The organism is Microbacterium esteraromaticum (assembly GCF_028747645.1).
In the GTDB taxonomy this organism is placed as follows: domain Bacteria; phylum Actinomycetota; class Actinomycetes; order Actinomycetales; family Microbacteriaceae; genus Microbacterium; species Microbacterium esteraromaticum_C.
In genome coordinates this window covers 686,704-710,619 of sequence record NZ_CP118100.1, presented here as the reverse complement: position 1 = coordinate 710,619, position 23,916 = coordinate 686,704, and the positions used below count along the sequence as shown (strand labels likewise).

The following is a 23,916-nucleotide window of genomic DNA, read 5'->3' as shown; positions in this document are numbered from 1 at the left end:
CCTTCCCCGCGGAGCCCCTCAACGCCTCAGTATCCCACCGGATACGCACGCTTCGCCGAACGCGGCGTGCGCTTCGACCAGGCGATGCAGGGCTTCTCAATCAGCACGAAGAAGATCTGCCCCACCCCTACCGTGATGGCCAAACCTACGGTCCACAGAAGTACAAGCTTCAACGCGCCGTCGTCGATGCCGAGCATCTTCGTGAGGAACTCCGAGAAAAACCACATCAGCGGTTGATGGATCAAGAAGAAACTGTACGCGCGGTAGCCGACCCAACTGACGGGTCTACTCCCGAAGCCACGTTCACCGAGGCGGGTCGAGAGCACGAGGACGATCAACGAGGAGAACGCCACGGCCAGGCCGATCTCGCGAACCGACAAGTAGGTCAACGCCGACAGCGGCGAGTTGGCCAGAAGATACCCGCCGACGACACCGATGGCCAACATCCACCACTCCACGCGGCGCTTCACCCCGCGGCGAAAGAGGAACGCAGCGCAGAGCATGCCCGCGAGGAACTCTTGCAGGCGTCCCAGCCCGTTCGCTCCGACGAGGAACTCCATGGGGAATCCCTGCCCCTCGACAGCAAGTCCCGCGATCAGGCGGTAGGCCAACGAAACGCCGAGTACTGCGATGATCCCGCCGATGCCCCACCTGCTGATGATGACGAGCACCAGCGGAAACAAGACGTACAGTTGCATCTCGAGCGACATCGTCCACAAGCTGCCGTTGATCCCCGCCCAGTACTCCGGCGAGAAGATGTGCAGGAACGACAGATGCCACGCCCAGTTCTGCCACGTTGGCCAGGGCTGCCAGCTGGCTTGCCCGCCCAGCATGCGCACGATCAAGACCAGCAACTGCGGCAGCAAGACAGCGAACGCGAGTGCAGCGTAGTAGGGAAGTACGATGCGCCTGACACGTCGGCGCAAGTAGGTCGCCGTGTGAATCTGCCGGTCGGGATTGCGGGCGAACGGTAGCGCGAGCACGAACCCCGTAAGCACGACGAAGAAGTCGGGGCGCGTGTTCTGGCTCACGACTGACGACAGCACAGGAATGTCAGGTGAACCGGCGAACTCCCACGTGTGGAATGCGAACACCAGTGCGAACGCGAGCGCCCGCAGGCCATCGATCGACGCGATCCGGTCCCGCGACAGCGCCTTCGTTACAGCACCACGCGCAGTTTGCGACCTGTGCATGCGATCATCCCCTTCGCCGCAGCCGCCCAGACGCTCAGGGCCGACCCATGCCGTAGTAGTGGAAGCCGGCGGCGCGCCAGACAGCGGGATCAAGACAGTTCCGCCCGTCGACGACGATGCGACCGGGCGTCAGAGTCGCCAGGTGCTCAGGGCTCAATTGACGGCGGTACTCGTCCCATTCGGTGACCAGCACGACAGCATCCGCATCGCGCAGCGCTTCGTCGCGGCCAGCGACGTACGTCAGCTGCGGGCTGACGCGCCGGGCGTTGTCGATCGCGGCGGGGTCAGTGACGACGACGGTTGCGCCCAGCCCGTGCAGCCGGGCGGCGACGTCAAGTGCGGGCGAGTCGCGCACGTCATCGCTGTGGGGTTTGAACGCCGCGCCGAGCACCGTGATCCGCTTGCCGAACACCGACCCTCCGAGCGCCTCTTCGACGAGGTAGACGGCGCGGTCGCGACGACGCAGGTTGATCTCGTCAACGGCACGAAGAAAGCTGACGGATTCTCCGCGGCCGAGTTCTTCGGCGCGGGCGACGAAGGCGCGGATGTCTTTCGGTAGACATCCGCCCCCGAATCCCACCCCTGCGCCGAGAAACCGTCGGCCGATGCGTTCATCGTGCCCGAGGGCGTCGGCGAGGGTCATGACATCGGCACCGGTCACCTCGGCGATCTCTGCCATGGCATTGATGAACGAGATCTTGGTTGCGAGAAACGCGTTCGCCGCGACCTTGACGAGTTCTGATGTCGCGTAGTCGGTGACGAGAAACGGAACGCCGTTGTCGACGGCGTCGGTGTACACGCCGCGCAGGGTGTCGGCCGCGACCTGCGCACGGTCCGTCGGTGTGCCGGTTTCGTCTGTGGCGACGCCGACGACGATTCGGTCGGGGCTGATGGTGTCTTTGACCGCCCACCCTTCGCGCAGGAACTCGGGGTTCCACAGCAGCGCCGCGCCTGCGCCATCCACGGTGGTCGCTAGGCGTTGCGCGGTGCCCACCGGAACCGTCGACTTTCCAACGACGACGTCTCCCGCTTGCAGCACGTCCGCCAGTTCGGCGACCGCGGTCTCGACCTCGCGCAGATCGGCGGCGGAACCATCACGTCGTTGAGGCGTGCCCACTGCGAGAAAGTGCACGTCTGCGCCGCGGGCCTCGTCAATGTGCGTGCTGAACGAGAGTCTGCCGGCTACGATCCCCGCGCGCAGCAGTTCGTTCAGCTGCGGTTCGAAGAACGGTGCTTCGCCTGCGGACAGCATGGCCACGCGACGGGCGTCGATGTCGATACCGATGACCTGATGCCCCAGCGATGCCATGGCCGCGGCGTGTACGGCCCCCAGATAGCCGCACCCGATGACGGATAGCTTCATGAGGTCGATCGTAGCTGCGCGGCCCGACAGTCGGGTCCGCGGCAGAATGGTCAGATGTCACGCAGCAACGCCGATAGACCGCCGCGCCGCGGCCGTGGGCCGTTGCTCGTCGCGCTTACCGTCTGTGTCGCGGGCGCGGCAGCCCTCGTGCTGTTGCCGATCGGCTGGCCGCTCAACCGCTTCGTCGTGTGGCTCTTCTACGCGGGCCGTGACGCTGGAGCGCCCGATTGGGTCGCGCTGGAGCATTACGAGATCGCCCTGAATGTGTTGCTCTTCGCGGTCCCCGTCGCCTTGGCTGCTGCGCTGTGGCCACGGGTGAAGTGGTGGCAGTGGATCACGGCCGTCGCGGTGGTCTCGGCGACGATCGAGGTCGTCCAGTTGCTGGCACTGCCGCGCGTCGCGTCGGTCGGCGATGTGCTGGCAAACACGGCCGGCGCGGCGGTCGGCGTGGGCGTCGTCATCGCCGCTCGGCGCCTGTGCGTCGCGGCGGCGCGCAGCGCGTCGGCACGCGCAGACAGCCCAGACTGACGCGACTGCACAGGGCGCTCCCGGGCACCCTCCCCTACGCTCATGCTCATGCCTGCACCACGCTTGTCGTTCTTCACGATCGCAGCGCGACTGATGATCGTTCCGTACGCGATCGCGTTGATGCTGATCGTCTGGTTGCCGGCGACGGCGGCATCGAAGGTGACAGGGATCGTCTACCGGCTGGCACAGTTCGTCAGCGCCCGCGCTGATGTCTCAATGGCGACGACGTACACGCTGTTCGAGTTCGTGGCGAACATCGCCCTGTTCGTACCGCTCGGGTTGTTGCTGGTGGCCGCGTGGCCCCGCAACAACGCTTGGGTCGTGTTGCTCGTGGGGTACGCCGCGAGTGCGACGATCGAACTCGTGCAGACAGTGCTGCCCAGCCGCTATCCAACGCTCTCAGACCTTGTCGCGAACACGTTGGGCACGGCGATCGGATGCCTGATCGCACGCCTCTTCGTCAGACGGTGGCCACGCACGCGAGAGACAGCGCCTGGGGCGCAGGAGTTCGTGAACCGCTAAGAGAGCCGGCAGGGGAACGCAGAAGGCGGCCACCAACGGTGACCGCCTTCTTCAACGCGTGATCTCAGAGCGTCAGGTGCTTGCGCACGACATCGGCAAGTGATGCGGCGTGGGCGTTCGCGGTTTCAGCATCCGCCGCCTCCACCATCACACGCACGAGCGGCTCGGTGCCCGACTTACGCAGCAGCACGCGGCCCGACTCGCCGAGGCTGGCCTCGACCGACTTGACCGCCTCTTGCACGCCGAGGTGATCCGACACGGCGTCCTTGTCGACATCCTTGACGTTGATCATCACCTGCGGGTACACCGTCATGATCGATGCCAACTCGGCCAGTGTCTTCTTCTGACGCGCCATCTCGGCGACCAGGTGCAGGCCCGTGAGCAGTCCGTCACCGGTTGTGGCGAAGTCGCTCATGATGACGTGACCCGACTGCTCGCCGCCGAGCGAGTAGCCGCCGGCGTTCATGTCTTCGAGCACGTACCGGTCACCGACAGCGGTCTTGCGCACCGTGATGCCGTTCTCGCGCATGGCGATGTGCAGCCCGAGGTTGCTCATCACCGTCGCCACCAGCGTGTCTTCGACGAGCTTGCCGCGGCTCTTCATCGCGACCGCCAGGATCGCCATGATCTGATCGCCGTCGACGATGTTCCCCTCTGCGTCGACAGCGAGGCACCGGTCGGCGTCGCCATCGTGGGCGATGCCCACATCGGCGCCGACGCGCACGACCTCGGCGGCCAGTTTGTCGAGGTGGGTCGATCCGACACCGTCGTTGATGTTGAGACCATCGGGGTCGGCACCGATCACGGTGACCTTCGCTCCGGCGTTGCTGAACACCTCGGGGGATGCCCCGGATGCCGCTCCGTTGGCGCAGTCGAGCACGACGTGCAGGCCGTCGAGACGATGCGGCAGCGACGCCAGCAGGTGCATCACGTAGCGGTCTTCGGCGTCGGAGAAGCGGCTGACGCGGCCGACGTTGGCACCGGTGGGCTGCAGCTTCGGGCCGCTCATGGCGGCTTCGATGCGCTGTTCGACCTCGTCGGGCAGCTTCACTCCGCCGCGGGCGAAGATCTTGATGCCGTTATCCGGCGCCGGGTTGTGCGAGGCCGAGATCATCACACCGAAGTCGGCGTCGATGTCAGAGATCAGAAAGGCCGCTGCCGGGGTCGGCAGGGTGCCAGCATCCAGCACATCCACGCCCGACGAGGCGAGCCCCGCCTCGACGGCGGCGCTGAGGAAGTGACCGGAGATCCGCGGGTCGCGAGCGACCACAGCGGTGAGCCGCTTGCCGGCGGCGCGACGCGCCTCGGCGATACGGCCCTGGCCCAGGACGACAGCAGTCGCCTGGGCCAGGGTGAGCGCGAGTTCGGCGGTGAGGGGGCCGTTGGCCAGCCCCCGCACGCCATCTGTACCGAACAGTGCCATGGAAGGAACTGAGCGGATCAGCGCTTCGAGTACTGAGGAGCCTTGCGGGCCTTCTTGAGGCCGGCCTTCTTGCGCTCGATGACGCGAGCGTCGCGCGAGAGGAAGCCGGCCTTCTTAAGGGTCGGGCGGTTGTTCTCGGCGTCGATGTTGTTCAGCGCGCGAGCGATGCCGAGACGCAGAGCGCCGGCCTGGCCCGAGTCGCCGCCACCCGAGATGCGTGCGATGACGTCGTACGCACCCGTGAGGTTCAGCACCGTGAACGGGTCGTTGATCAGCTGCTGGTGCAGCTTGTTCGGGAAGTAGTCCTCGAGCGTACGGCCGTTGACCGTGATGGTGCCCGAGCCGGGAACCAGGCGCACGCGGGCGATGGCCTGCTTGCGACGGCCCACGGCAGCGCCGGGAACCGAGAGAACGGGGCGAGGAGCCGACTCCACCGTCTCGGCCTCAGGGGTCGAGGTGGAGAAGTTCTGCGGGAAGTCAGTGGTTTCCTGGATGTCAGCCACGAGTATGTCCTTAGTCTTTACGGCGCTTACTGGGCGACCTGGTCGAGAGTGTACGGCGTGGGCTGCTGAGCGGCGTGCGGGTGCTCGGCACCGGCGTACACCTTCAGCTTCGACAGCTGCTCACGGCCCAGGGTGTTCTTCGGGAGCATGCCGCGGACGGCCTTCTCCACGGCACGAACCGGGTTCTTCTCGAGCAGCTCGGCGTACGAGACAGACTTCAGGCCGCCCGGGTAACCCGAGTGACGGTAAGCCATCTTCTTCTGGAGCTTCTGACCCGTGAGGGCGACCTTGTCGGCGTTGACGATGACGACGAAGTCGCCGGTGTCAACGTGGGGAGCGAAGGTCGGCTTGTGCTTGCCACGCAGGATTGCTGCTGCGTGCGAAGCCAGGCGGCCGAGAACGACGTCGGTGGCGTCGATGACGATCCAGTCACGCTGGACCTGCCCGGCCTTCGGGGTGTAAGTGCGCGTCACGATAGTGCTGCTTTCATAGATTCGAACGGAGAGGTTCGTGAATCCCACTCCGGGGTGGGTTTCGCCTCAGCGAAACACGCGCCAGTGGAGGGCTCACGTTCGTCGTACCCGCCACCCGAGCGAGTCGGATGCCAGGCACCAAAGGGTTAGCGTACGCCACCGGAGTGGCGGTTGCAAAGCGGGAGTGCTATGCAACCGCCACTCTGCGATTACCGGCCGATGTGCGGGCCGACGCTGCCTCGGGCCAGGTACAGGTCGAGTACGTCGAGCAGTCCGACCGCGCTCACTCCGAGCGCGGCCACGTCGTACCGGCCGACCTGCAGTGCCTGCGGGCCGGTCGTCCAGCGCGACGGCCAGGGCGTGCGGTGGTTGGCGATGGCGGGGGCGTTGTTGTGCTCAGGTTTGTTCTGCACGTTCAGCGTGAGGTTGAGCACGTTCTTGAGCGCATCGAACAGTGCCGCGAGCAGATCGTTGACGGCGGTGAGCGCCAGCGCCACCACTCCCCCAGCGGCGAAGATGGTGCCCCTGACGAGATCACCGAGGCTGGCGAGCAGCGGGCCGAGTGCCGCGCCAAGGTTGAGCGGGATGCCGAGCAGTTTGATCATCGCCGTGGCTGTTCCGTCGAGGAACTGTCGCAGGGTTCCCTCGATGAGGATGCCCGTTGCCAGCAGCCCGTCGGTGTTGCCGACGCTGATCTTGATGCTGACGTGATCTTCGATGCGGTCGATGATCGTCTGCTGCAGGTCGGCGATGAATGTCGCCAGCGCATCGGTGGGCAGGGGGTAGTCGACGAACAGGATCGAGTTGGCCGGAAGCGAGTTGGCCATCGCCGACCACCCACCGGGGAAGGCACCACCCAGCAGCTTGTACAGGTCGATGATGGCGGTGCCATCGCCGAGCGCGAGGCTGATCGGCTGGTCAGCTCCGTCGGGCACGGGGGCTGCGGTGAGCGCGGTGACGAGATCGCCGGCGTCGGCCGTGACCTGCACGGTGAGCACTTCGCCAGCCAGCGCAGCAAGTACGTCGCCGAGCAGTGGCACCGCACGCAGGATGTCCCACACGGCGTCGGTGTCGACCACAAGGTTGGGCACCAGGTCTGCGACAGCGGTAACGACGTTGCCGATGAGCGGTGAGGTCAGCGCCACCCGCAGGTAGGCGACCAGGTATTCGCGGGTGAGCGCGTACCCGTCGGGGGTGACGGCAGTGTTGCACATCTGCTCGAAGATGCTGCGCCCGACGATCGCCCCGACGTCGAGGTTCAGGTTGGCGACGTTCGCCAGAAACCCTGTGGTGGCAGAGCCCAGCAGCGGGGTGAGGAGTTGCTTGAGGTCGAGGCTGGCCACCTGCGGGTATCCACCGGCGGGCGCGATGCGCACAGTGCCGTTGTCTGCGACGTAGCCCGAGGCGCCCTTCGACAGCCCGTTGCCCTGCGCATACCCAAACTGGTTGAGCAGCCCGGTGCCGTCAGGCGCGCTCGCGATGAGTCCGAGCAGTTGCGACACGGTGGTCGTCAGACCGGTCGCGTTGACGGTGATCGCTCCCAGCGCGGTGATGCTGAGCGGGTTGGCGTACGTGTCGGGGTCTCCCCCCGCGCCGGGGCCGTGCACGAACCCGGTTTCGGTCACCGCTGCGGGCGCCGAGGCGATCGTGCCGTTAACCGACGCCAGGGTGTCGAGGTTCACGTTGAACAGCCCACCACTGAGCAGCTTGCCGCGCCCGACGGCGTTCCATTGCCCTTCGACGCAGCTCAGTGCGTAGGCGGGCGATGCTGTCGCGACCATCAGCGCGGGCACCGTCCAGGCAGCCCCCTTCATGACGCTGCGGCGAGAGAGTCCTGTGCGCGCTTCGGTGTGATCACCAGACTTGTCAACCATATGTCTTGCCTTTCGTGTCGACGCCGCAAAGCGGCGCCTCGATGGCACGGCAGGCCGGACCGGCCGCCGTGTGCTGACAGGCTCGGCGCCCGTCAGCGATCACAGTAGCGACCACGCATAGACAATGCACTGGTTATTAATAGACAGTGAATAGAAAACGTACTTTTGACTTTGCTTGTGACACCGACATCCGGCGGGTTCGCCTTCTCATGCGTTCACGTGCCCCCACGCACAACCGCATGCGCGGCGCCTCTCGTTTCGCGTGGAACGAGACGGTCCTCAGCTGCAGGCCATCTGACCGGAGCGCACCCCTCGGGCCTCTGCTGGAACCTCGAGCGGCAGCGTCGACAGTGCGCGATAGGATGCCCATGGGCGAAGACATGCAAGGTCTTTGCATGGGGATGGACTACAGCCGCAAGCGCTGGGGGAAATGGGCTGCAATGAACTCGCGCTATGCCGCGCCTTTACGCCAGGGCGACCGCACAAGTCCTCGCGTGGTCTGCATCTCGTTGCATCTTCCGGATCCCGAGCCCGACAACGCAGGCGTCAAGTATTTGAACCAACTCGCAAAAGAGCTCGGCGATGACGTCTTCGTGGTCGCCCCCGATGCGCCGATGAACCGCCGCGCCTCGACGACGCCTGGGGTTGGTCGACACCGGCTGATCCCTGTTGCCAGCGACCACCCCACTAGAATCCGCGCCAGGCTCGGCGCGTTCGTCCACAGAACGCTCCCGACCACGCCCCCCGCAGGGTTCCTCAAAGCGGCTCTTCGGGATCCCGACATTGTTTCCATGCTTGCGCAGGCGGAGATCGTGGATCTTCAGTGGCCAGGGATGACCTCGCTCGCGCGGAGAATCAGGCGCAGCGCACCTAATGCTCACGTGGTTGCGACCCCCCACGATGTCCCCAGCCAAGCACTCGGCCGTCGACTCCGAGCAACACGGTCGCTCCGTGGACGGGTTCGCCTGCTCTGTGGCGTATCCCACGCTCGCGCCATCGAGCGGTTCTCTCTCCCGAAGGCCGACACCGTCGTGGTCTTCAGCGAGAAGGACCGTCGCCTGTTACCCAACCGCGCTCGCGTCACAGTCATCGATCCGCCGATCTCGGCGCCTGCGGAGCGCCGACAACCTGAAGGCCTCCCGGCCGTTACCGTCGTCGGGCCACTCTCAAGACCTGAGAACTGGGATGGTGTGCGCTGGCTTGTCTCCCAGGTGTGGCCTGCAGTTCGAGCAGCAGTTCCGCATGCTCGGCTCGTCGTGGCCGGGAAAGTGAGCGAATCCCAACGCAAGCTGCTCTCGACATTTCAGGGAGTCGATGTACGGGGCTTCGTCGCTGATATCGATGGCTTGTACGACCAGACCACGGTTGTGGCGGCCCCGCTTCGGCTTGGAGCAGGCATCAAATTCAAGGTTCTAGACGCACTGGTTAGAGGGATACCACTGGTGACGACTTCCGTTGGCGCCGAAGGCATCGGCGACGCGGACTTCACCCCGTCCTCGACCGACGACCCCGCGGAGTTCTCAGCGCGTCTCGTTCAAGCACTACAGAAATCAGAACCCTCGGTACGCACTGCCGAAGCCGGTCGCCGTTGGGCTCAGGAGAAATACAGCTTGCGTTCATTCAAGCGCAGTGTCGCTCGTGTCTATGGCCCCAACTCCTCACCATCTTCCGATGTTCCAGATATTGACCTTGTTGCCTCAGTCGTGATTCCGGTGCGAAACGGTGAAGCCACCTTGGGACGAGCACTAGAGGCACTCGCACGCCAATCAGAGGCCGCACACCTCGAGGTGATCGTCTCGGACAATGGTTCTGTCGATCAGACTCGTAGAGTCGCCCGATTGCACCGCGAGGCGTTCGCTTCATTGCGTGTCGTTGATTCGGGAGATCGCGCCGGCGTTAGTCATGCACGCAACGTAGGAATCCTCCATGCGAGATGCGACAAGATTCTGATCTGCGATGCGGATGATGAAGTCCGAGGCGACTGGGCGCAGCACCTCATCGCTGCACTGGACAGCGCAGATGTGGTCGGCGGCCGCGCCATCTCCAGCGTGGTTAGTGGACACAGCGCGCTCGAACGTGAGCAAGATCACGCACCAGCCGCGCGAACTGTGCTGGGCTACCTGCCGTATGTGCTCGGCGGATGCATGGGCGTCCGGCGAGCAGCAGCCATCTCGGTGGGCGGGTTCGACGAGACCTTCATGCGCGGGCACGAGGAGGTTGATTTCTGCTGGCGTCTGCAGCAAGCGGGATACACGCTTCACGGGGTCCAGGAAGCGATGCTTGACTACCATCAACGCGACCGCGCTCGAGATGCGGCAAGACAGCGCTTTCATTCAAACCGGACTCGGATACTACTCTGGGTTCGTCACAGCGCCCACGGTGAGCTCGCTCCGATCAGTCTTAAAGGGTCGTTGAGGGATCTCGCTCGCTCGCTCAGCAGCGGATGGCGTTTGATCAAACCGTCGACGCGCTTCTCTGCAGCCAGGGATATCGGGTGGGCATTTGGCGCCGTCGACGGTCACCTGCGCTATCGTTTCCTGAGCGCTCCGGCTCCGGCCGAACTCCCTCTGAAAGACCAGCCGTGAGCCTTGCTGCAACCGGGAAAATACCCTTCCCCTCCAGTTCGTGGCGCTTGCGGATCAGATGACCCTTTGCGTTGGCAGCAGTCAGCAAGGTCAGTTCCTCAAGATCCCAGATCCAACATTGATGAGCTTCCGACGGTCAGGAACCGCTTCGCTCTGGCGCACCCGCGGTCGCTGCCCCTGCGTATCGGAGGATGCCGGATATCCGAAGTGTTAGATTGACTGCTAAGCGATGTCCTAGTCATTGGCGCGAGAGCAACTCTCGATGGTGCCGAAGGTACCCGACACTGGCCAGACCCCCACAAGAGCGCGGAGCGCTACACACGAGCTACCGAGCGAGCGCTGACCAGGCACGACCGCGCGTGCACGGGTGTGGGCAGCACTTCCGGGCGCCTGATCTAAAGCGCGCTCGTGCCCATGCCGTCATCACATTCGACATCAGCGGGAGCAGATCAAGGTGAGCAAAACATCTCTACGACTCGAGACGCGAATCGGTATTGTCATACCCACGTACAATGTGGGGCGATTCGTTGTCGACGCCGCGCACAGCGCACGGACGGCTCTGGGCGGATGCGATAACGTCTGTGTGGTCGATGATGGTTCAACAGGTCGCGAGACGCTTGGCGCCTTGCGCGAACTCAAGCGCGACGGTTTTCAGGTGTTGCGCCAGTCAAATCAGGGTGTGAGCGCAGCCCGAAACTCAGGAATCGCGCTGTTGGCAACCCCGTATGCCATCGCACTCGACGCGGATGATTTGATTGAACCGGCCGCTCCGCGGCTCATCGCAGACGCGTTCGACAGGGACCCCGCCTCTGTTATCGTGACGGGCGCGGGGATTAACTTCAGCGATGGACACCAGAGTGATCCCGTGAGCCCTGGCAACCAAGACCGGCGCTCCATGTGGAGTAGCTCAATGATCGCGACCGCTTCTGGCTTCCGAGTCGCGGACTGGAAGCGCGTCGGAGGATTCCCGCAAGGCGTCGCCATCGGCGAAGACTGGGTGTTCTGGCTCCGCCTGCTACGCGACGGTGGTAGGGTCACGACTCTTGATGAGGTTGTTGTCCGACACAGGTTCCACTCTGGACAAGTAACCCACCGGGTCCGCGACCCGCGCTTGCTCACTAAAGCAAGGGCACTAGTACTCAGAGAGAACCCGGACCTCGTAGCAGCAAACATGGATCAGCTTGTTGATGAACTGATCAGCACACGTGAGGTTCTCGCTGCCTATCGCTACGCGTACCGGCACATCGATACGGTGAAGTCCAGGCTCCGCGGCTGGCTCCGGCGATGATACAGCCTTTCGAGCGCATGATCAGCGCCCCCGCCATCGCACCAGCCGCAACGGGCTAATCCGGTCGGGCAGGTGCTCACGAAGCCTCGCGATTGAGGCTTCCAAACCTACAACTGCGTCTCTGACGCGGGCGAGGTCAGCCGGCTCGGCCAGCTGTATCAGCTCGTCGTAGCTCTCGTCGCCAGAAATCACGACCCGCCGGTGCCGGCTCCCCCCGAGCACTACGGACTCATGATCCAGGAACTTGAAATCACCACCGTAGAGGGTGGGAGGTAGCATCGACCAAGCTGCTGGCACCCCGTAGCTATCCGCGACGATTAGACCATGCAGCGAGGTAGAAATGATCGCCGAGCAACCGGAGATCTGTCTGCACACTTTTCTTGGCTTGTCTCGCACATCAATGGCCACACCGCGCGCACCGAGCCGCGTGAGAATCGACTTGAGCACGGGATGCTCAATATGGGAGTAGTGAGCTACAACTCCAATTCTGTTGTGCGTGCGTCCGGCTCGTAGAACCCTCGACACAAGCAGGCCAGGGTCCCCCAGAGGCACGTCCTCCGAGAACTCGAAGAGCGCTCTCGTGTTCGCGCCCCGAACCGCAAGGACCTTGGCAGCGCTCAGGTCGTTCTGTTCCCACCCAAAGCTTCCGGATCCCCAGATCAGACCACCGTATCCGTCTGGAAGCCCGTCAGTGATGGAACCGATCGCTACCATTTGCGCCCGGCGGTATGACGATCGTAGGGGTGCCACACCGTAGGCAGGAAGCACAAGTGGGGTAAGCAGATCCCCGAAGTTCGGTTCGCCATCGAACCAGAACGTTCGGACGGGTGCACAAGTGGGCCATAGGCCGGGCGTCACTGCATAGCGCGCAAGCAGTCGCGCTTTACTGACGCGCGCTTGGAGTGCACCCGGCACGGTAACAGTCTTCGTCATGAGAGCTCCCCCAGCCTGACGAGCTCTTCGAACTCCGGCACATGCCTTCGAACTTCCTCGAACGTTCCTTCGCCCATTGCTTCGCCACGACTCAGAAAGACCAAGTTGTCGGCGTCGCGCACGGTCGATAGGCGATGCGCCACGATGACAATCGTCATGCGGCCGCTGAGGTGCCTGAGGGTCTCGCCGATCTCGCTCTCAGTGCGGTTGTCTAGAGCCGAAGTGGCTTCGTCAAGCACAAGCAGGCTCGGACGACGGTACAGCGCACGCGCCAGCCCAATGCGCTGCCGTTCGCCACCTGACATCCGCGCTCCTCGCTCACCCACAACGGTATCGATTCCCTCTGCAAGACGTCGCACTACATCGGAGAGCTCCGCGAGCCCCAGAACTTCACGCACTCGTTCGATATCGATCTCTTCAGCTCGTACGCCGAACGCAATGTTCTCAGCAAGGGTCGCGTTCAGCAGGAAGACGTCCTGTGGTACAACGCCGACAGTGGCATGCCAGGCCGCAAGGTCGTCGCTGATCGGCCGGCCACCACACGTGATACTCCCTTCCGAAGGAGGCAGCAGGCCAAGCAATAGATCAAGAATGGTGCTCTTGCCAGCGCCGCTCGTCCCCACGAGGGCCGTGGTCTCATTCTCTCGGATTCTGACGCTGAGGCTACGAACGACCAGCGCGGGGGCGTCCGGATAGCGGTACGAGATACCGTCCAGAATGATATCCCCCCCGAACACCACATCACCACGCGGCTGTTCCTCATGATCGGCCCCAGCATCGAGTTCCTGTACCGTCTCCGAGACGATTCGGAGGCCCGCCTGCCCCCCACGGATTGCACCAAACGTTGCCGTAACGCGATTCATTGTAGGAAGCGCACGCAGCGACGCCGCAGCAAAGACCGCGAGTACAGAAAGTGCGTGGTCCTTACTGCCCGTGCTGAAAAGAATGGCGGCGACTGCGACGATGGCGAGAACGAAGCCGATCTCGAGCAGATACTTTGGTAGCTCTGATAGCACCGAGAGAGATCGTCTCACGAGCGCGCCTCTGCGCCGCGCATCCCGGTATCCGTCCACAAAGGAGCTGCCACTCGAAGTCAGTCTGGCCTCACGGAAACCGTCAAATGCGGGCATGAGGTATTGCCACCCCTGCAAACTGATCTCGGCGAGATCCTCTCCGAGGCGAACCTGATGGCTGCGCAGGAGACGCTGTATTCCCGCCACGAGAACGACGAAAAAGGCAATCACAATGAGTGTCTCTACTGGCGACATCCAGAGCAAGATCAAGGCCAGCGCCGCCAAGACAAGCAAATCCGAGAAGAGCCCAACAAGTCCAAGGAGCACGGTCGACGCCTGTCCCGTCGCGTCGCCAATATTGCGATACACCTCCGAGAGTCGGCGACTCCGATGGGCCTCATATGGCGACAAGACGTACCTACGCATCAGCTCAGCGGCCGCGTCAGCCGCGATACGCGCTGTCCGCCCGACGAGCCACCAACGAAAGGGGACAGTGCACACGCTCTTGAGAATGAAAACGAACGCGACCAACCCTGCAAACGCGATGGTGAGGTGCGCCTCGTCTTGCGTTCCGAGGATTCTCGCCATCGCTCCGACCGGCCCAGACGTTACATCGCCGCTCGTGAACAGTGCCATCAGCGGTACCATTGCCGCCACACCCAACGTGTCAAGCCCTGCGAGTCCCACTGAGCCCACGACGGCTCCTGGTAACCAGCGTGCTGTGCGCCCACCAGCCAGCCGCGTGAAGGTGCGTAGCTGTTGACCTAGCGCCGCCGAAGAAGACCTACGCATTTCCCGCTCCCGCTCCATAACTCCGCGCTATCGCAGCGCACATCTGATTCGTCGTCGGGTGCCCCGATGGCTCTACCTTCTTCGCGTATCTGATCGCCTTCGCTACAGAGCGCACTGTGATATCTCGGACTAGCTCGGTGGGGTCGAGAATCTCAGCGTTCCCTCCAACATGCGACGCGACCACCCGCAAAGCTCGCGCCTTGGCGTCCAGAAGGGTGTAGGAACAGTTCTCCCAGATCGAGAGCTGTACAAGGACGTCTGCGGCCTGCATCGCATCCTCGGGGTCTACGAAACCTGGGAAGTGAACACGGTCCCCCACACCGAGCTGTGAGGCTAGATGCTCGAGGTCTGCTCTTAAGGGCCCCTCACCAGCAACAACCAACGTGGCGTCGGGCTGGTCATCCAGCACCAATGCGAACGCCTCGATCAGCTTGTCAATGCGCTTCTCTGAGGCGAGCCGCGACAGCGACAGCACCCTCGTTCCCGTGCGTGACGTTGGTCTCCGCAGCTGTGCTCCATGCACTGGATCAACGCCGTTCAGAATCACGAAGATCGGCCGACGCACACGCCACTTCAACAACATCGTGTCGCGGGTCGCGCGCGACACGGCGATTACACCATCGAATCGCGGAAACCGCGCTCGATGGATTAGCGCCATCGCGCGTGCATGCATCCCAGAGGCGTGGTAGACGCCATCGTCGCCTGCGATGCCATGCTCGGTGGTGTACCGCCGGGTTCCTCTCGGCAGCCGCGTCCAGGCGTTCACAATGTCTGCATAGGCGAGATGCGAGTGCACGATATCGGGCTGCAGATCGCGCGCTACCGAAGCAAGCGTGCGCCGCGATGCCCAAGCCCCCGCCTGCGGCCCGAAGTCGCCCACAACAACGTCGCTACCCTGCGCGCGCAGTCGCTCTGCAAGAGCGCCTTCTGGACACAGCACCGTCAGGCGCCAGCCAGGAACTCCCACACGGGTCGCATCGAGCACATGCCGCGCGACGCCCCCGATCTCCCCAACGGGAACAACCCACAGGGCGTGGCCAAGTCGGTCAATCTCAGACATCGTTGCTCACCTGCTCCGGGTGCAGTTCGCCCGCGAGCGCCGCGGATTCGACCAGCATCGCCACGCGCTTCTCGGCGAACCACCGCGGCATCCGATCGAGCGCCGCATCGAGCCGGCGCGCCCGCTGAAGCAACCCACTGAGTGTGCTGCGCTGTGCCGTGCGCTGAACCAATCTGTCCCAGACTCCGGCTGCGGGTTTCCGCGCACCGAACATCGCATCGCCGTGTTTCGAAACGAATGTGCGCCGGGCCGCGCCCGAGTGGAAAGCACGCCCCACGCGTATCTCAGTGGTGACCGCCGCGATATGGTGCGGGGTCTCCAACTCAGGGGCAAACACGACCTCTGCCCCGGTGCAGCTCAGACGGTACCCCCAATCGACGTCTTCCCACCCGTACGCGCGATAGTCGGTGTCGTAGCCCCCCACGAGCTCGTAGGTCTCGCGTGTCACCGAGACGTTGCCGCACCACTGACGCCAACGCCGATCCGCAGGTAGGCCGTAGGCCTCGACGCGAAAACGCTCGTCGCGCACCTGCCCATAAGCTCGCGCATAGGGCGTCTGCGGAAACACATTCTGCACCAGCCCCACCACCCCGCAACGCGAAGCGGCATGCCGCGCGACGTGACCGGCTACGTAGTCGGGTCGCGGTCGTAGATCATCATCGCAACGAATCAGCACATCGCCATTGGCTGCGGCGAAGCCGGCGTTCAACGCTGCCGACCGACCACGGTTCTGCTCGAAAACGACGGCACGCACCGGCAACTCGTTGCTCACCGCAGCCACGACCTTTGCAGACCCGTCGGTATCGCCGTCGATGACGACGATCGCCTCCCAGTCGTGCATGGTCTGTACGCGCAACGCGTCGAACAGGTGCGGCAGTCGCTCGGCGCCTCCACGAGAGGGGATCACCAGGCTGGCTACCGGTGTCGTCACAGCCAGTTCTCCAGGCGGTCGAGGGCTGTCCAGAAGCCCTCACCGTGGTTGATGTGCCCCTGCCAGATCTCGGGGATAAACGGCACTCCGGGCGACAGCTCATCGAGCTGCGCCGCGTAGGCGGGCCAGTCAATGTCGCCCTCGCCCACCTGCACGCCCTCGCCGTCGACGCCGGTCGCGTCGACCAGGTGCAGGTGGATCGTGTGCGGTGCGAGCAACGAGACGGCTTCTGAGAAGGCCATCCCCAACCAGTTGGTCGCCAGCTTCGTGTGTGAAGCATCGAAGCACAGCGCCGTACCTGTCTCCGCAGCAAATGCGGCGGTGTCGCGGGGGTCGACGAACAGGTTGTGGAACTGCTGCCCACCCATCAGCCACGGGTACGGCGGAAGCGTCTGCGCCGCGATCCGAACGCCGTCGGCATCCAGGCGCGTGAGCGCATCGGCAATCCGCGCGTACTTCGCCCCGCGCTCAGCCGGGGCGATGTGCTTGTCCTTCGTGAAACCGCCCATCGTCACAACCATGATCGGGTCGTCGTCCACGGTGAACCAGCGCCGCAAGTCACGGGTGATGTCGATCGTGCGCTGCACCTCGCGAATCGACCGTTCCCAAACCTCGGGATCGTCCGAGGCAAGGTCAACAAGAAAGTCTCCCGCGAACAGGTCGGGCAGGTGCGTCGTGAACCCGATCGGCAGCTTCTCAGTGAAGAACGCGTCCATATCGACGTCGAGGTCTTTGTACGAGAAGTGGAACTCGAGAAAGTCGGGGTTGGACTGCTGCATGAGATCTGCCTGGTCGTGGTATCGCACGGGCAGGCCCCACGGCCGGCGGAACGCGAATGGTCGTCCCGTCGGCGCGGCGTCACGCAGGTCGCCGTCGAAGAAGAAGTCGCCCGAGACCATGTCGCGCGACAGGGTGCGGCCGAGCAACTCGGGAAGCGCGTTGGGCTGTAGGCCGCGGCCGGGGCTCTTGACAACGACATCTGCTGCCTCAAGCACCGTTCCGGTCGGTAGCGCGCGTGCGGCAACCAGAGACTTGGCGAGAGTCACGCGGTTCATCTGCTCGCCGGTCGAGACCGTGCGTGCTGCCCCCGTACCCATCGACAGCTCGATGTCGCGGATCTGCTCGACCATGATTCCGAACTCATCGGGCAGCAACGACACGGTGTGGTCGTTGCCTTCCATACCGCGGTCAACGGTGAAGTGCTTCTCGATGATGTGGGCCCCTCGCGCCACCGCAGCGACCGGAACGTGCCAGCCGCGCTCGTGACCCGAGTACCCGACCACACACTGGCCGATCTCGGCGAGACGGTCGAGGTAGGCCAGGTTGAGGTCCTTGTACGGCGCGGGGTAGGTCGACTGGCAGTGCAGCAACGAGAACGGGGCACCCTGCCCACGCAGCAATGCGACGGTCTCGAGAATCTCGGTCTCGCGCGACATGCCGGTGCTCAGCACGAGCGGCAGTCCCCGGCCCGCCGCGTCGAGGATCAGCTCGTGATTGGTCAGGTCTGCAGAGGCGATCTTCAGCGCGGGCACGCCGTAGTCGGCGAGGGCCTGAACGCTCGGGCCATCCCACGGGGTGCACATGACGTCAATGCCCACATCGCGGGCGTGGTCGAACACCTCGAACAGCGACTCGGCCGGCAGGGAGAAGCGCTTGAGCAGGTCGAGTGTGTACTGCACACCGAGGTCTTCTCCCCCGGTCTCGGCACCGCTTTGGCGATACAACGCGTCCATGTCGCGCAGCTGGAACTTCACCGCGTCGGCGTTCGCCTCGACGGCCAGATCGACCAGCCGCTTGGCGAGGTCGACAGATCCGTTGTGGTTGTTACCGACCTCGGCGATGACGAACGCAGGGTGGCCTGCGCCGATCTCGCGGTCGCCGATGCGCAGCGTGTCGGTCTCGTCGATGGCGATGGCGCGCAGATGGCCGCGGTCATCGACCATCGGCACGTGGTGCACGCCCTCGCGACCCAGCAACGGCGCGATCTCGGCGACCGTCGCGGTGTGCGACACCGTGTGCACGTCGCGGTTGGCGACGGTGGCACATGAGACGTCGAGCGACGCCGTCGGATTGGCGATCAACCAGCGACGAAAGTCGCCGTCAGACAGCGAACCCTGCAGAATGCCATGCGCATCGACGCAGAACACGATCCGCTGTTTGTTCGCGTTGATCTTGCCGAGGCCCACCAGCACAGGGTCTTCACCGAAGACGATGTACGGTGCGAGCGCACGCTCAATGATCATTGTTCTCCCCCAAGAGTTTCACTTGCCCCAGAGCCTCGCCGGTGCAGGTCTCGCAAGAGCTGCTCGGCGATACTCAGATCTACCAGGGTATCGATGTCGACACCCTCTTCTTCAGCCATCACGAACAGCCCGACGCGCCCGCCGATGCGGTTGCTGTGCTGTTCGTACACCGCGGTGCGGGTCAAGTACAGCGACCCCGTCTCGCGGTAGAAGTAGTCGTTCGGCCCAAGATCCTGCCGCCGCGGTCGCGCCGCGGGCACGTACTCGGGCCGCGCACCCTCAGAGCCCACCGGCATGTGCCAGAGAAACGGTGTCTGCTGCACAACGCCCACCAGGCTGTCGACACCGGTCTGCTCGAACTCGCGCACCGCACGGTCAAGCGTTCCGTCGAGCCTGATCGGCGATGTCGCCTGCAGAAGCATCACTGCGTCGGGTCGGCGCCCCGCGGCGACCCGTTGCGCGATGGCGTGCAGCACCACTGGCTCGGTCGCCGTCGTGTCTTGAGCCAGCTCGGCGGGACGCAGAAACGGCACATCGGCTCCGGCTGACCTGGCGATATCGGCCAGCTGCTCGTCGTCGGTCGACACCACCACATCAAGCCCGGCCTTGGCCGCAAGTGCTTGCTCGATCGTCCACGCCACCAAGGGCTTACCCGCCACCGAGCGCGCGTTCTTGCCCGGGATGCCCTTCGAGCCACCGCGCACCGGAATCACACACAGAATGCTCATCAACGCCCTCCCACGATCTCGCTCAGTGTGTCGGCTATCGCCGCGGCCGGTTCGCGCGCCGGTTGCCGCGGCCGCGCGGTGGGGCGTCCGCCCCACTCGGCGAGTTCGTACCGCTGCCAGAACTCGCGCACCCACGCGGGCGGCCGCACACACGTCACCCATGCGTCGCGGCCCGCGGCTGCAGCTTCGAGCACACCGGTGGAGAAGATCGACACGACGGGGCCGTCCGACGACGACAGCGATCCTGGGGCGGCGAAGCGGATGCCCCGGCGCTGCCACCGGGCGTGCTGCCAGCGGGAGAGCCGGTCGGTTTCTGCGGGGTGCGGACGGTAGATGGCTCCCTGCTCCCGGCAGAACGACGTCGCGGTCGCCGCGCTGATGCGCCGGGCCAGTTCGGCACCGTGCAGCTGCCCCAGGAAGGTCGGTGCCGCAGCCACGTCACCGTGCGGATGCGGGTTCTGGGCGGCCTGCCACAGAAGCTGGCTACCGATGCGCTCTGACGTGACGTCCGAACGGCCCGCGCGCCAGAACTCAGCATCCGCGGCAGAGAACGCGAGCAGATGCGCATTCGGAGCGAGGGGCGGCGCGAACGGAGTGAGCAGGCCGTGCTGCACGACCACGTAACGTGCGCCGAGGGCGCGTGCCCAGTGGTGCGTCGCCTGCCCGACGGGCAGAAAGTGCCCGGCTGAGACCACGGCGGCCACCCCGCGCAGTGCCGGCGGCACCTCGGTCGCGGGGATGCGCTCTGTCGTCCAGCCGCCGGGCAGTCGGGCCGACAGGTCGCCGGGCGCGACGATCGCGACGGGAAGGTCGCCGAGGTGCGCCAGCGGTTCCAGCACCGAAGCGAGCGCGGTCGGCGTGGTCGCATCGAGAGCGAACAGCGCCCGCGGTTCGTCGCCGCGCTGGTGCAGCACCATGGTGAGCGGCTCAGCCGGGCGGGCCAGGCTGCGCAGGCGACGCAGCGCGTGCCGGCCCCGTTGCCACCGCCGCCATGCCTCGAGGTCTTCGGCAAAGATCACTCCCACGACGCCATCACCTCACCCATCCGGTGAACCAGGGTGTGCTCGGCGAGTGTACGCCGCCGGCCAGCCTCGCGAACCTGCCGGGCCCACTGCGGCTCGCGCCGCGCGCGCTGCACGTGCTCGTGCAGTTCATCGTCGGTGCTGAACACCAGCGTCTCGGTTCCGACCTCGTAGTGCTGCGCAACATCGGCACGGTCGATCAGCTGCAGAGCACCGACGCCGGGCGCCTCGAACGTGCGCATCGAGAAGCCGTCGTGCCCGTCGCCGTGAATGTTCAGTGTGGCCACGCTACCGGCCATGGTGCCGAAGTACGTCGCGCGGTCGATGTCGCGATGGGTGCGGATGCCCGCGCTGCGCCACCGCCGGGTGCGCAGTACGTCCCACGGATGACGCGACCACTCCCGCCCGTACGCCACCACACGTTCGCCACCTGCCGCCAGCGCGCGCAGCAACCGCTCACGCTCGGGGTAACGAGCTCCAACGAAGCTCACGGCGTCGTCGGGACGCACAGAGAACGCCGTCAGCGAGTCGAAACCGTCGGGTAGCACGGCCGCGCGGATGCCCCGCGTGCGCAGAGCGGCAACGTCGGCAGGGCTGTAACTGAAGACACGCTCGACGTGACCGAGGGTCGCGTCGTCGTAGTCCATGCGTTCCAACTCGTCATAGAGCCAGAGGGCCGTGCGCACGCGCGTGCTGCCGAGGGCATCCCACCACTCGTCGCCGAGCGCGTCGCCCTTGACCACGATGACGGCGTCGGGGCGTGCGGCGCCGAGCGCGGCGATCGCGCGACGTGTGGCCTGGGTGCGCACACGGCGGTCGAGCGACGACCCCGGAAGTCGATGAGCCATCGCGTTGGCGATACCACCCGCGTCGTAGCAGTGCGTGGTGACCTCATGCCCCTTCGCGGCCAATGCCGCATCAAACGCACTCCAGTACCCGTGAAAGACCGGGCTGACCAGCAGCACTCTCATGACGCCGGCTCCGTCGGCCGGATCGCGCTCAGCTCGCGGTGCCAGATGGCGAGGGGCTGAACATCGCGACCGCGCAGACGGCGTGCACTGTTGAACACCAGGTTCACCGCACTCGCGGTGCGCAGCCCCAACCGCAGCGCACGAGGGTTCTCGTTCCACTTGCGTGCATAGCGCAACCTGGCCTGTACCACCCAGCGCACGCGACGAGCCGAATCTGAAGATCCCCCGCCCTCATGACGCACCTGCACGTCACCGAGAAACACCGATGGGATCCCCCGCGCGCGCAGCTGTCGCTGCAGGTCGACCTCTTCGACATTCATGAAGTAGGCCTCATCGAATCCGCCCACCGATCGGAACGCGTCGGTGGGAATCAGCAGGGCCGCACCGACCAGCCAATCCACCGGCAGCGTGACCCCCTCGACGCAACGGGTGTCGTGACCGACGGCCTCATGCAACCGCGGGCGGAACCGCGCCAGGGGCGTGAGCCATTCGATGATGTGGTGCCTGTTGCGGGGAAAGCGGCGCCCACCCCACTGCGTCTCGCCGTCGAGGCCGACGAGCATCGGAGCGCAGACAGCGGGTTGCCAGGGCTGAGCGGCCGTGCAGAGCCGCGACACGAAGTCGGTATCGAGCTGAAGGTCGCTGTTGAGAATCAGCAGATGTGAATGTTCGGCAGCCTCGACGCCCGAGTTGACCGCGGCGCCAAAGCCGCCGTTGTTCTCGCGCCGCACCACGGTGACCCCGCGCATCGGCGGAAACGGCACCGGCGAGAGGTCATCGCTGACGATGATCTGCAACGGAACCCCGATATCGACCTGGGCGTGCAGCTGGCGCACGAGTTCTTGTGTCTGCGCGGGTTCACCGTAGTGCGGAACCACGACGGATATCCCCGTGATCGCGCCAGCCTCATGCCCAGTGGAGTGTTCGGTGATCATGCCCGCGTGGTTCTGCGCAGAGCGGGCGCCGCATCAGAGGCTGCGGGCTTGGCCGCTGCCTCACCTCGCTTGGCACGTCGAGCGGCCTTCGCCTTGCTCTCGACATCTTGCGCAGCCAGGTAGTAGCTGCGGTTCTGACGGTACTGGCCGTACCCGTAGCCGTAGCCCTCTTCTTTCAGAGAGACAAAGTTCAGCACCACGCCGAGCAGTCGCGCACCGACCTGTTCGAGCTGCTGCCGCGCCGCCGCCGCCGCCGCCTTGCGCGTACTGCCGGTGTGCACGACGAATACGACCCCGTCGGCCATGGTGCTCACCACCGAGGCATCGGTGACCGGCAGTACCGGCGGAGCGTCGATGATTACGAAGAACTCGCGCCGCAGCTCGGCGAGCAGGGTGCGCAGCGCCGCTGACCCCAGCATCTCAGAGGGGTTCGGCGGGATGGCGCCGGCAGGAAGCACAAAGAGGTTCGGCTCTTTCATCGCGCGGATCGCGGCGGCGGCGTCGACCTGTCCGCTCAGCACTCCGCTGAGGCCCACCGACCCGTCGATGCCGAAGTTGCGGGCCACCTTGGGCCGCCGCAGGTCGGCGTCGATGATGATCGTGCGCTGCCCCGACTCGGCAGTCACCTTGGCGAGCGATGCCGCAGTCGATGACTTGCCCTCGCCCTGGTTCGCGCTGGTCACGACGACCACACGCACCTCGGTGTCCACGCTCGAGAAACGCAGCCCGGTACGGATTTGACGGTATGCCTCTTGTGCAATCGTCGATGCCTGGGCTCCGTTCTTCGAGCGCCCCTTCGCGCTGAACTTGGGCACACGCCCCAGCACGCCCGTGCCCATCAAATCGGTCATGTCGGTGTGTACGCGCACACGCACGTCGAGCACGCGGCGCACCAGCAGCACCACTACGCCACCGACCAGACCGGCGAGCGCCCCCACGAGCAACGCCGGGCGCAACTGCGGCGTTGAGGGAGTCGACGGCTGCACCGCGTCATCGAGCGGCACGACAGTGATCCGTGCCGTTTGACCGCCCTGCGACTCGATCTCGTCGATCACGGCGACAAGACCGTCGAGCGCGCCGCTGGCGAGCTTGACCGCTTGCTCGGGCGACTGCGACTGCGCGGTGACCTCGATAAGCGTGCTGCCGGGAACCACACGAGCGCTCAGGTTTCCCTGCAGCGATCCCGGTTCTTCGCCGAGTTCGCTCGCGATGGCGTCGCGCACCGTGCCGCTGCTGATCAGCGACACGTACGACGCCGCGCGCGCGCTCGCTTCATCCGCGCCGCTGACGAGAGCGTCACCAGACGAGGCGATGAACCCGGTCGCGCTGGCGGTGTAGACCTTGGGAGTCAGCATGAAGTAGGCGACACCGCCCAGCACACCGACAAGCACGCCAGCCACGAGCATCAGCCATCCCCGGCGCATCAGCGTGGCGAAATCCAGCACCGTCACGTTTCTGTCCTCACGTCAGGAGGGCGTGCTACACGGCGCTCACCCCAGTTGCAAGCGCGCCATCCCCTCGACGGCAAGCCTAGCG

At 65.0% G+C, this 23,916-nt stretch carries 20 protein-coding genes; 4 read left to right on the top strand and 16 right to left on the bottom strand.

Going from position 1 to position 23,916, the window contains the following annotated elements; all coding sequences use genetic code 11:
* Window positions 1–26 precede the first annotated feature (26 nt).
* Entirely contained in the window at window positions 27–1,286 is a 1,260-nt protein-coding gene (locus tag PTQ19_RS03210) for an acyltransferase family protein (protein ID WP_274368428.1), read from the bottom strand.
* Window positions 1,228–2,556 carry a UDP-glucose dehydrogenase family protein gene (locus PTQ19_RS03205; protein WP_274368427.1) on the bottom strand — a complete coding sequence of 443 codons (1,329 nt, stop codon included), beginning with the start codon at window positions 2,554–2,556 and terminating at the stop codon, window positions 1,228–1,230. The genes PTQ19_RS03210 and PTQ19_RS03205 overlap by 59 nt, the downstream gene beginning before the upstream one ends.
* Window positions 2,557–2,610: 54 nt before the next feature.
* Between PTQ19_RS03205 and PTQ19_RS03200 the strand changes: the two genes are divergently transcribed.
* Both PTQ19_RS03200 and PTQ19_RS03195 read left to right on the top strand, forming a co-directional pair.
* A complete protein-coding gene (locus PTQ19_RS03200; protein ID WP_274368426.1) occupies window positions 2,611–3,084 on the top strand; it encodes a VanZ family protein in 474 nt (157 codons plus the stop codon).
* Window positions 3,085–3,132: 48 nt separating this feature from the next.
* Window positions 3,133–3,606 carry a VanZ family protein gene (locus tag PTQ19_RS03195; RefSeq protein ID WP_274368425.1) on the top strand — a complete coding sequence of 158 codons (474 nt, stop codon included), beginning with the start codon at window positions 3,133–3,135 and terminating at the stop codon, window positions 3,604–3,606.
* Window positions 3,607–3,670: 64 nt separating this feature from the next.
* On the opposite strand, the gene glmM is transcribed toward PTQ19_RS03195, so the two are convergent.
* The 4 genes from glmM to PTQ19_RS03175 all read right to left on the bottom strand — a co-directional run bounded on the left by glmM (window position 3,671) and on the right by PTQ19_RS03175 (window position 7,879).
* Window positions 3,671–5,029, bottom strand: a complete 1,359-nt coding sequence (gene glmM, locus PTQ19_RS03190; RefSeq protein WP_274368424.1) for a phosphoglucosamine mutase — start codon at window positions 5,027–5,029, stop codon at window positions 3,671–3,673.
* A gap of 17 nt (window positions 5,030–5,046) precedes the next feature.
* Complete coding sequence (rpsI, locus tag PTQ19_RS03185) at window positions 5,047–5,532, bottom strand: 30S ribosomal protein S9 (protein WP_179409015.1); 486 nt, start codon at window positions 5,530–5,532, stop codon at window positions 5,047–5,049.
* 26 nt (window positions 5,533–5,558) lie between these two features.
* On the bottom strand, window positions 5,559–6,005 hold the full coding sequence (gene rplM / locus PTQ19_RS03180; RefSeq protein WP_179409016.1) for a 50S ribosomal protein L13: 447 nt from the start codon (window positions 6,003–6,005) through the stop codon (window positions 5,559–5,561).
* Window positions 6,006–6,214: 209 nt separating this feature from the next.
* Window positions 6,215–7,879: a choice-of-anchor G family protein gene (locus PTQ19_RS03175; protein WP_274368423.1), complete on the bottom strand. Its 1,665-nt coding sequence runs from the start codon at window positions 7,877–7,879 to the stop codon at window positions 6,215–6,217.
* A 368-nt stretch (window positions 7,880–8,247) separates the two neighbouring features.
* Between PTQ19_RS03175 and PTQ19_RS03170 the strand changes: the two genes are divergently transcribed.
* Both PTQ19_RS03170 and PTQ19_RS03165 read left to right on the top strand, forming a co-directional pair.
* Window positions 8,248–10,464 carry a glycosyltransferase gene (locus tag PTQ19_RS03170; RefSeq protein ID WP_274368422.1) on the top strand — a complete coding sequence of 739 codons (2,217 nt, stop codon included), beginning with the start codon at window positions 8,248–8,250 and terminating at the stop codon, window positions 10,462–10,464.
* 454 nt (window positions 10,465–10,918) lie between these two features.
* A complete protein-coding gene (locus PTQ19_RS03165) occupies window positions 10,919–11,752 on the top strand; it encodes a glycosyltransferase family 2 protein (protein WP_274368421.1) in 834 nt (277 codons plus the stop codon).
* 21 nt (window positions 11,753–11,773) lie between these two features.
* Here the strand turns inward: PTQ19_RS03165 and PTQ19_RS03160 are convergent, their stop codons facing one another.
* The 10 genes from PTQ19_RS03160 to PTQ19_RS03115 all read right to left on the bottom strand — a co-directional run bounded on the left by PTQ19_RS03160 (window position 11,774) and on the right by PTQ19_RS03115 (window position 23,831).
* Window positions 11,774–12,199, bottom strand: coding sequence for a polysaccharide pyruvyl transferase family protein (locus PTQ19_RS03160; RefSeq protein ID WP_274368420.1), 426 nt, complete (start codon window positions 12,197–12,199; stop codon window positions 11,774–11,776).
* Window positions 12,200–12,681: 482 nt separating this feature from the next.
* Entirely contained in the window at window positions 12,682–14,334 is a 1,653-nt protein-coding gene (locus PTQ19_RS03155; RefSeq protein WP_274368419.1) for an ABC transporter ATP-binding protein, read from the bottom strand.
* A gap of 148 nt (window positions 14,335–14,482) precedes the next feature.
* Window positions 14,483–15,550, bottom strand: a complete 1,068-nt coding sequence (locus PTQ19_RS03150; RefSeq protein ID WP_274368418.1) for a glycosyltransferase family 4 protein — start codon at window positions 15,548–15,550, stop codon at window positions 14,483–14,485.
* Entirely contained in the window at window positions 15,543–16,481 is a 939-nt protein-coding gene (locus PTQ19_RS03145; RefSeq protein ID WP_274368417.1) for a glycosyltransferase family 2 protein, read from the bottom strand. Before PTQ19_RS03145 ends, PTQ19_RS03150 begins: the two co-directional genes overlap by 8 nt.
* Window positions 16,478–18,724: an N-acetylneuraminate synthase family protein gene (locus PTQ19_RS03140; protein WP_274368416.1), complete on the bottom strand. Its 2,247-nt coding sequence runs from the start codon at window positions 18,722–18,724 to the stop codon at window positions 16,478–16,480. Before PTQ19_RS03140 ends, PTQ19_RS03145 begins: the two co-directional genes overlap by 4 nt.
* On the bottom strand, window positions 18,721–19,452 hold the full coding sequence (locus PTQ19_RS03135; RefSeq protein ID WP_274368415.1) for a cytidylyltransferase domain-containing protein: 732 nt from the start codon (window positions 19,450–19,452) through the stop codon (window positions 18,721–18,723). Before PTQ19_RS03135 ends, PTQ19_RS03140 begins: the two co-directional genes overlap by 4 nt.
* Entirely contained in the window at window positions 19,452–20,477 is a 1,026-nt protein-coding gene (locus PTQ19_RS03130) for a hypothetical protein (RefSeq protein ID WP_274368414.1), read from the bottom strand. Before PTQ19_RS03130 ends, PTQ19_RS03135 begins: the two co-directional genes overlap by 1 nt.
* The gene (locus PTQ19_RS03125) at window positions 20,468–21,445 is read right to left on the bottom strand and encodes a CgeB family protein (protein ID WP_274368413.1); all 978 of its coding nucleotides are present in this window, start codon (window positions 21,443–21,445) and stop codon (window positions 20,468–20,470) included. Before PTQ19_RS03125 ends, PTQ19_RS03130 begins: the two co-directional genes overlap by 10 nt.
* Window positions 21,442–22,380, bottom strand: coding sequence for a glycosyltransferase family 2 protein (locus PTQ19_RS03120; protein WP_274368412.1), 939 nt, complete (start codon window positions 22,378–22,380; stop codon window positions 21,442–21,444). Before PTQ19_RS03120 ends, PTQ19_RS03125 begins: the two co-directional genes overlap by 4 nt.
* Window positions 22,377–23,831: a polysaccharide biosynthesis tyrosine autokinase gene (locus tag PTQ19_RS03115; protein WP_274368411.1), complete on the bottom strand. Its 1,455-nt coding sequence runs from the start codon at window positions 23,829–23,831 to the stop codon at window positions 22,377–22,379. The genes PTQ19_RS03120 and PTQ19_RS03115 overlap by 4 nt, the downstream gene beginning before the upstream one ends.
* Window positions 23,832–23,916 lie beyond the last annotated feature (85 nt).

Bases quoted from the DNA above. Each gene is read 5' to 3' on its own strand.
- PTQ19_RS03205 (WP_274368427.1), bottom strand. From the start codon at position 2,556: ATGAAGCTATCCGTCATCGGGTGCGGCTATCTGGGGGCCGTACACGCC.
- PTQ19_RS03200 (WP_274368426.1), top strand. From the start codon at position 2,611: ATGTCACGCAGCAACGCCGATAGACCGCCGCGCCGCGGCCGTGGGCCG.
- PTQ19_RS03195 (WP_274368425.1), top strand. From the start codon at position 3,133: ATGCCTGCACCACGCTTGTCGTTCTTCACGATCGCAGCGCGACTGATG.
- glmM (WP_274368424.1), bottom strand. From the start codon at position 5,029: ATGGCACTGTTCGGTACAGATGGCGTGCGGGGGCTGGCCAACGGCCCC.
- PTQ19_RS03175 (WP_274368423.1), bottom strand. From the start codon at position 7,879: ATGGTTGACAAGTCTGGTGATCACACCGAAGCGCGCACAGGACTCTCT.
- PTQ19_RS03170 (WP_274368422.1), top strand. From the start codon at position 8,248: ATGGGCGAAGACATGCAAGGTCTTTGCATGGGGATGGACTACAGCCGC.
- PTQ19_RS03155 (WP_274368419.1), bottom strand. From the start codon at position 14,334: ATGGCACTGTTCACGAGCGGCGATGTAACGTCTGGGCCGGTCGGAGCG.
- PTQ19_RS03150 (WP_274368418.1), bottom strand. From the start codon at position 15,550: ATGTCTGAGATTGACCGACTTGGCCACGCCCTGTGGGTTGTTCCCGTT.
- PTQ19_RS03140 (WP_274368416.1), bottom strand. From the start codon at position 18,724: ATGATCATTGAGCGTGCGCTCGCACCGTACATCGTCTTCGGTGAAGAC.
- PTQ19_RS03135 (WP_274368415.1), bottom strand. From the start codon at position 19,452: ATGAGCATTCTGTGTGTGATTCCGGTGCGCGGTGGCTCGAAGGGCATC.
- PTQ19_RS03125 (WP_274368413.1), bottom strand. From the start codon at position 21,445: ATGAGAGTGCTGCTGGTCAGCCCGGTCTTTCACGGGTACTGGAGTGCG.
- PTQ19_RS03120 (WP_274368412.1), bottom strand. From the start codon at position 22,380: ATGATCACCGAACACTCCACTGGGCATGAGGCTGGCGCGATCACGGGG.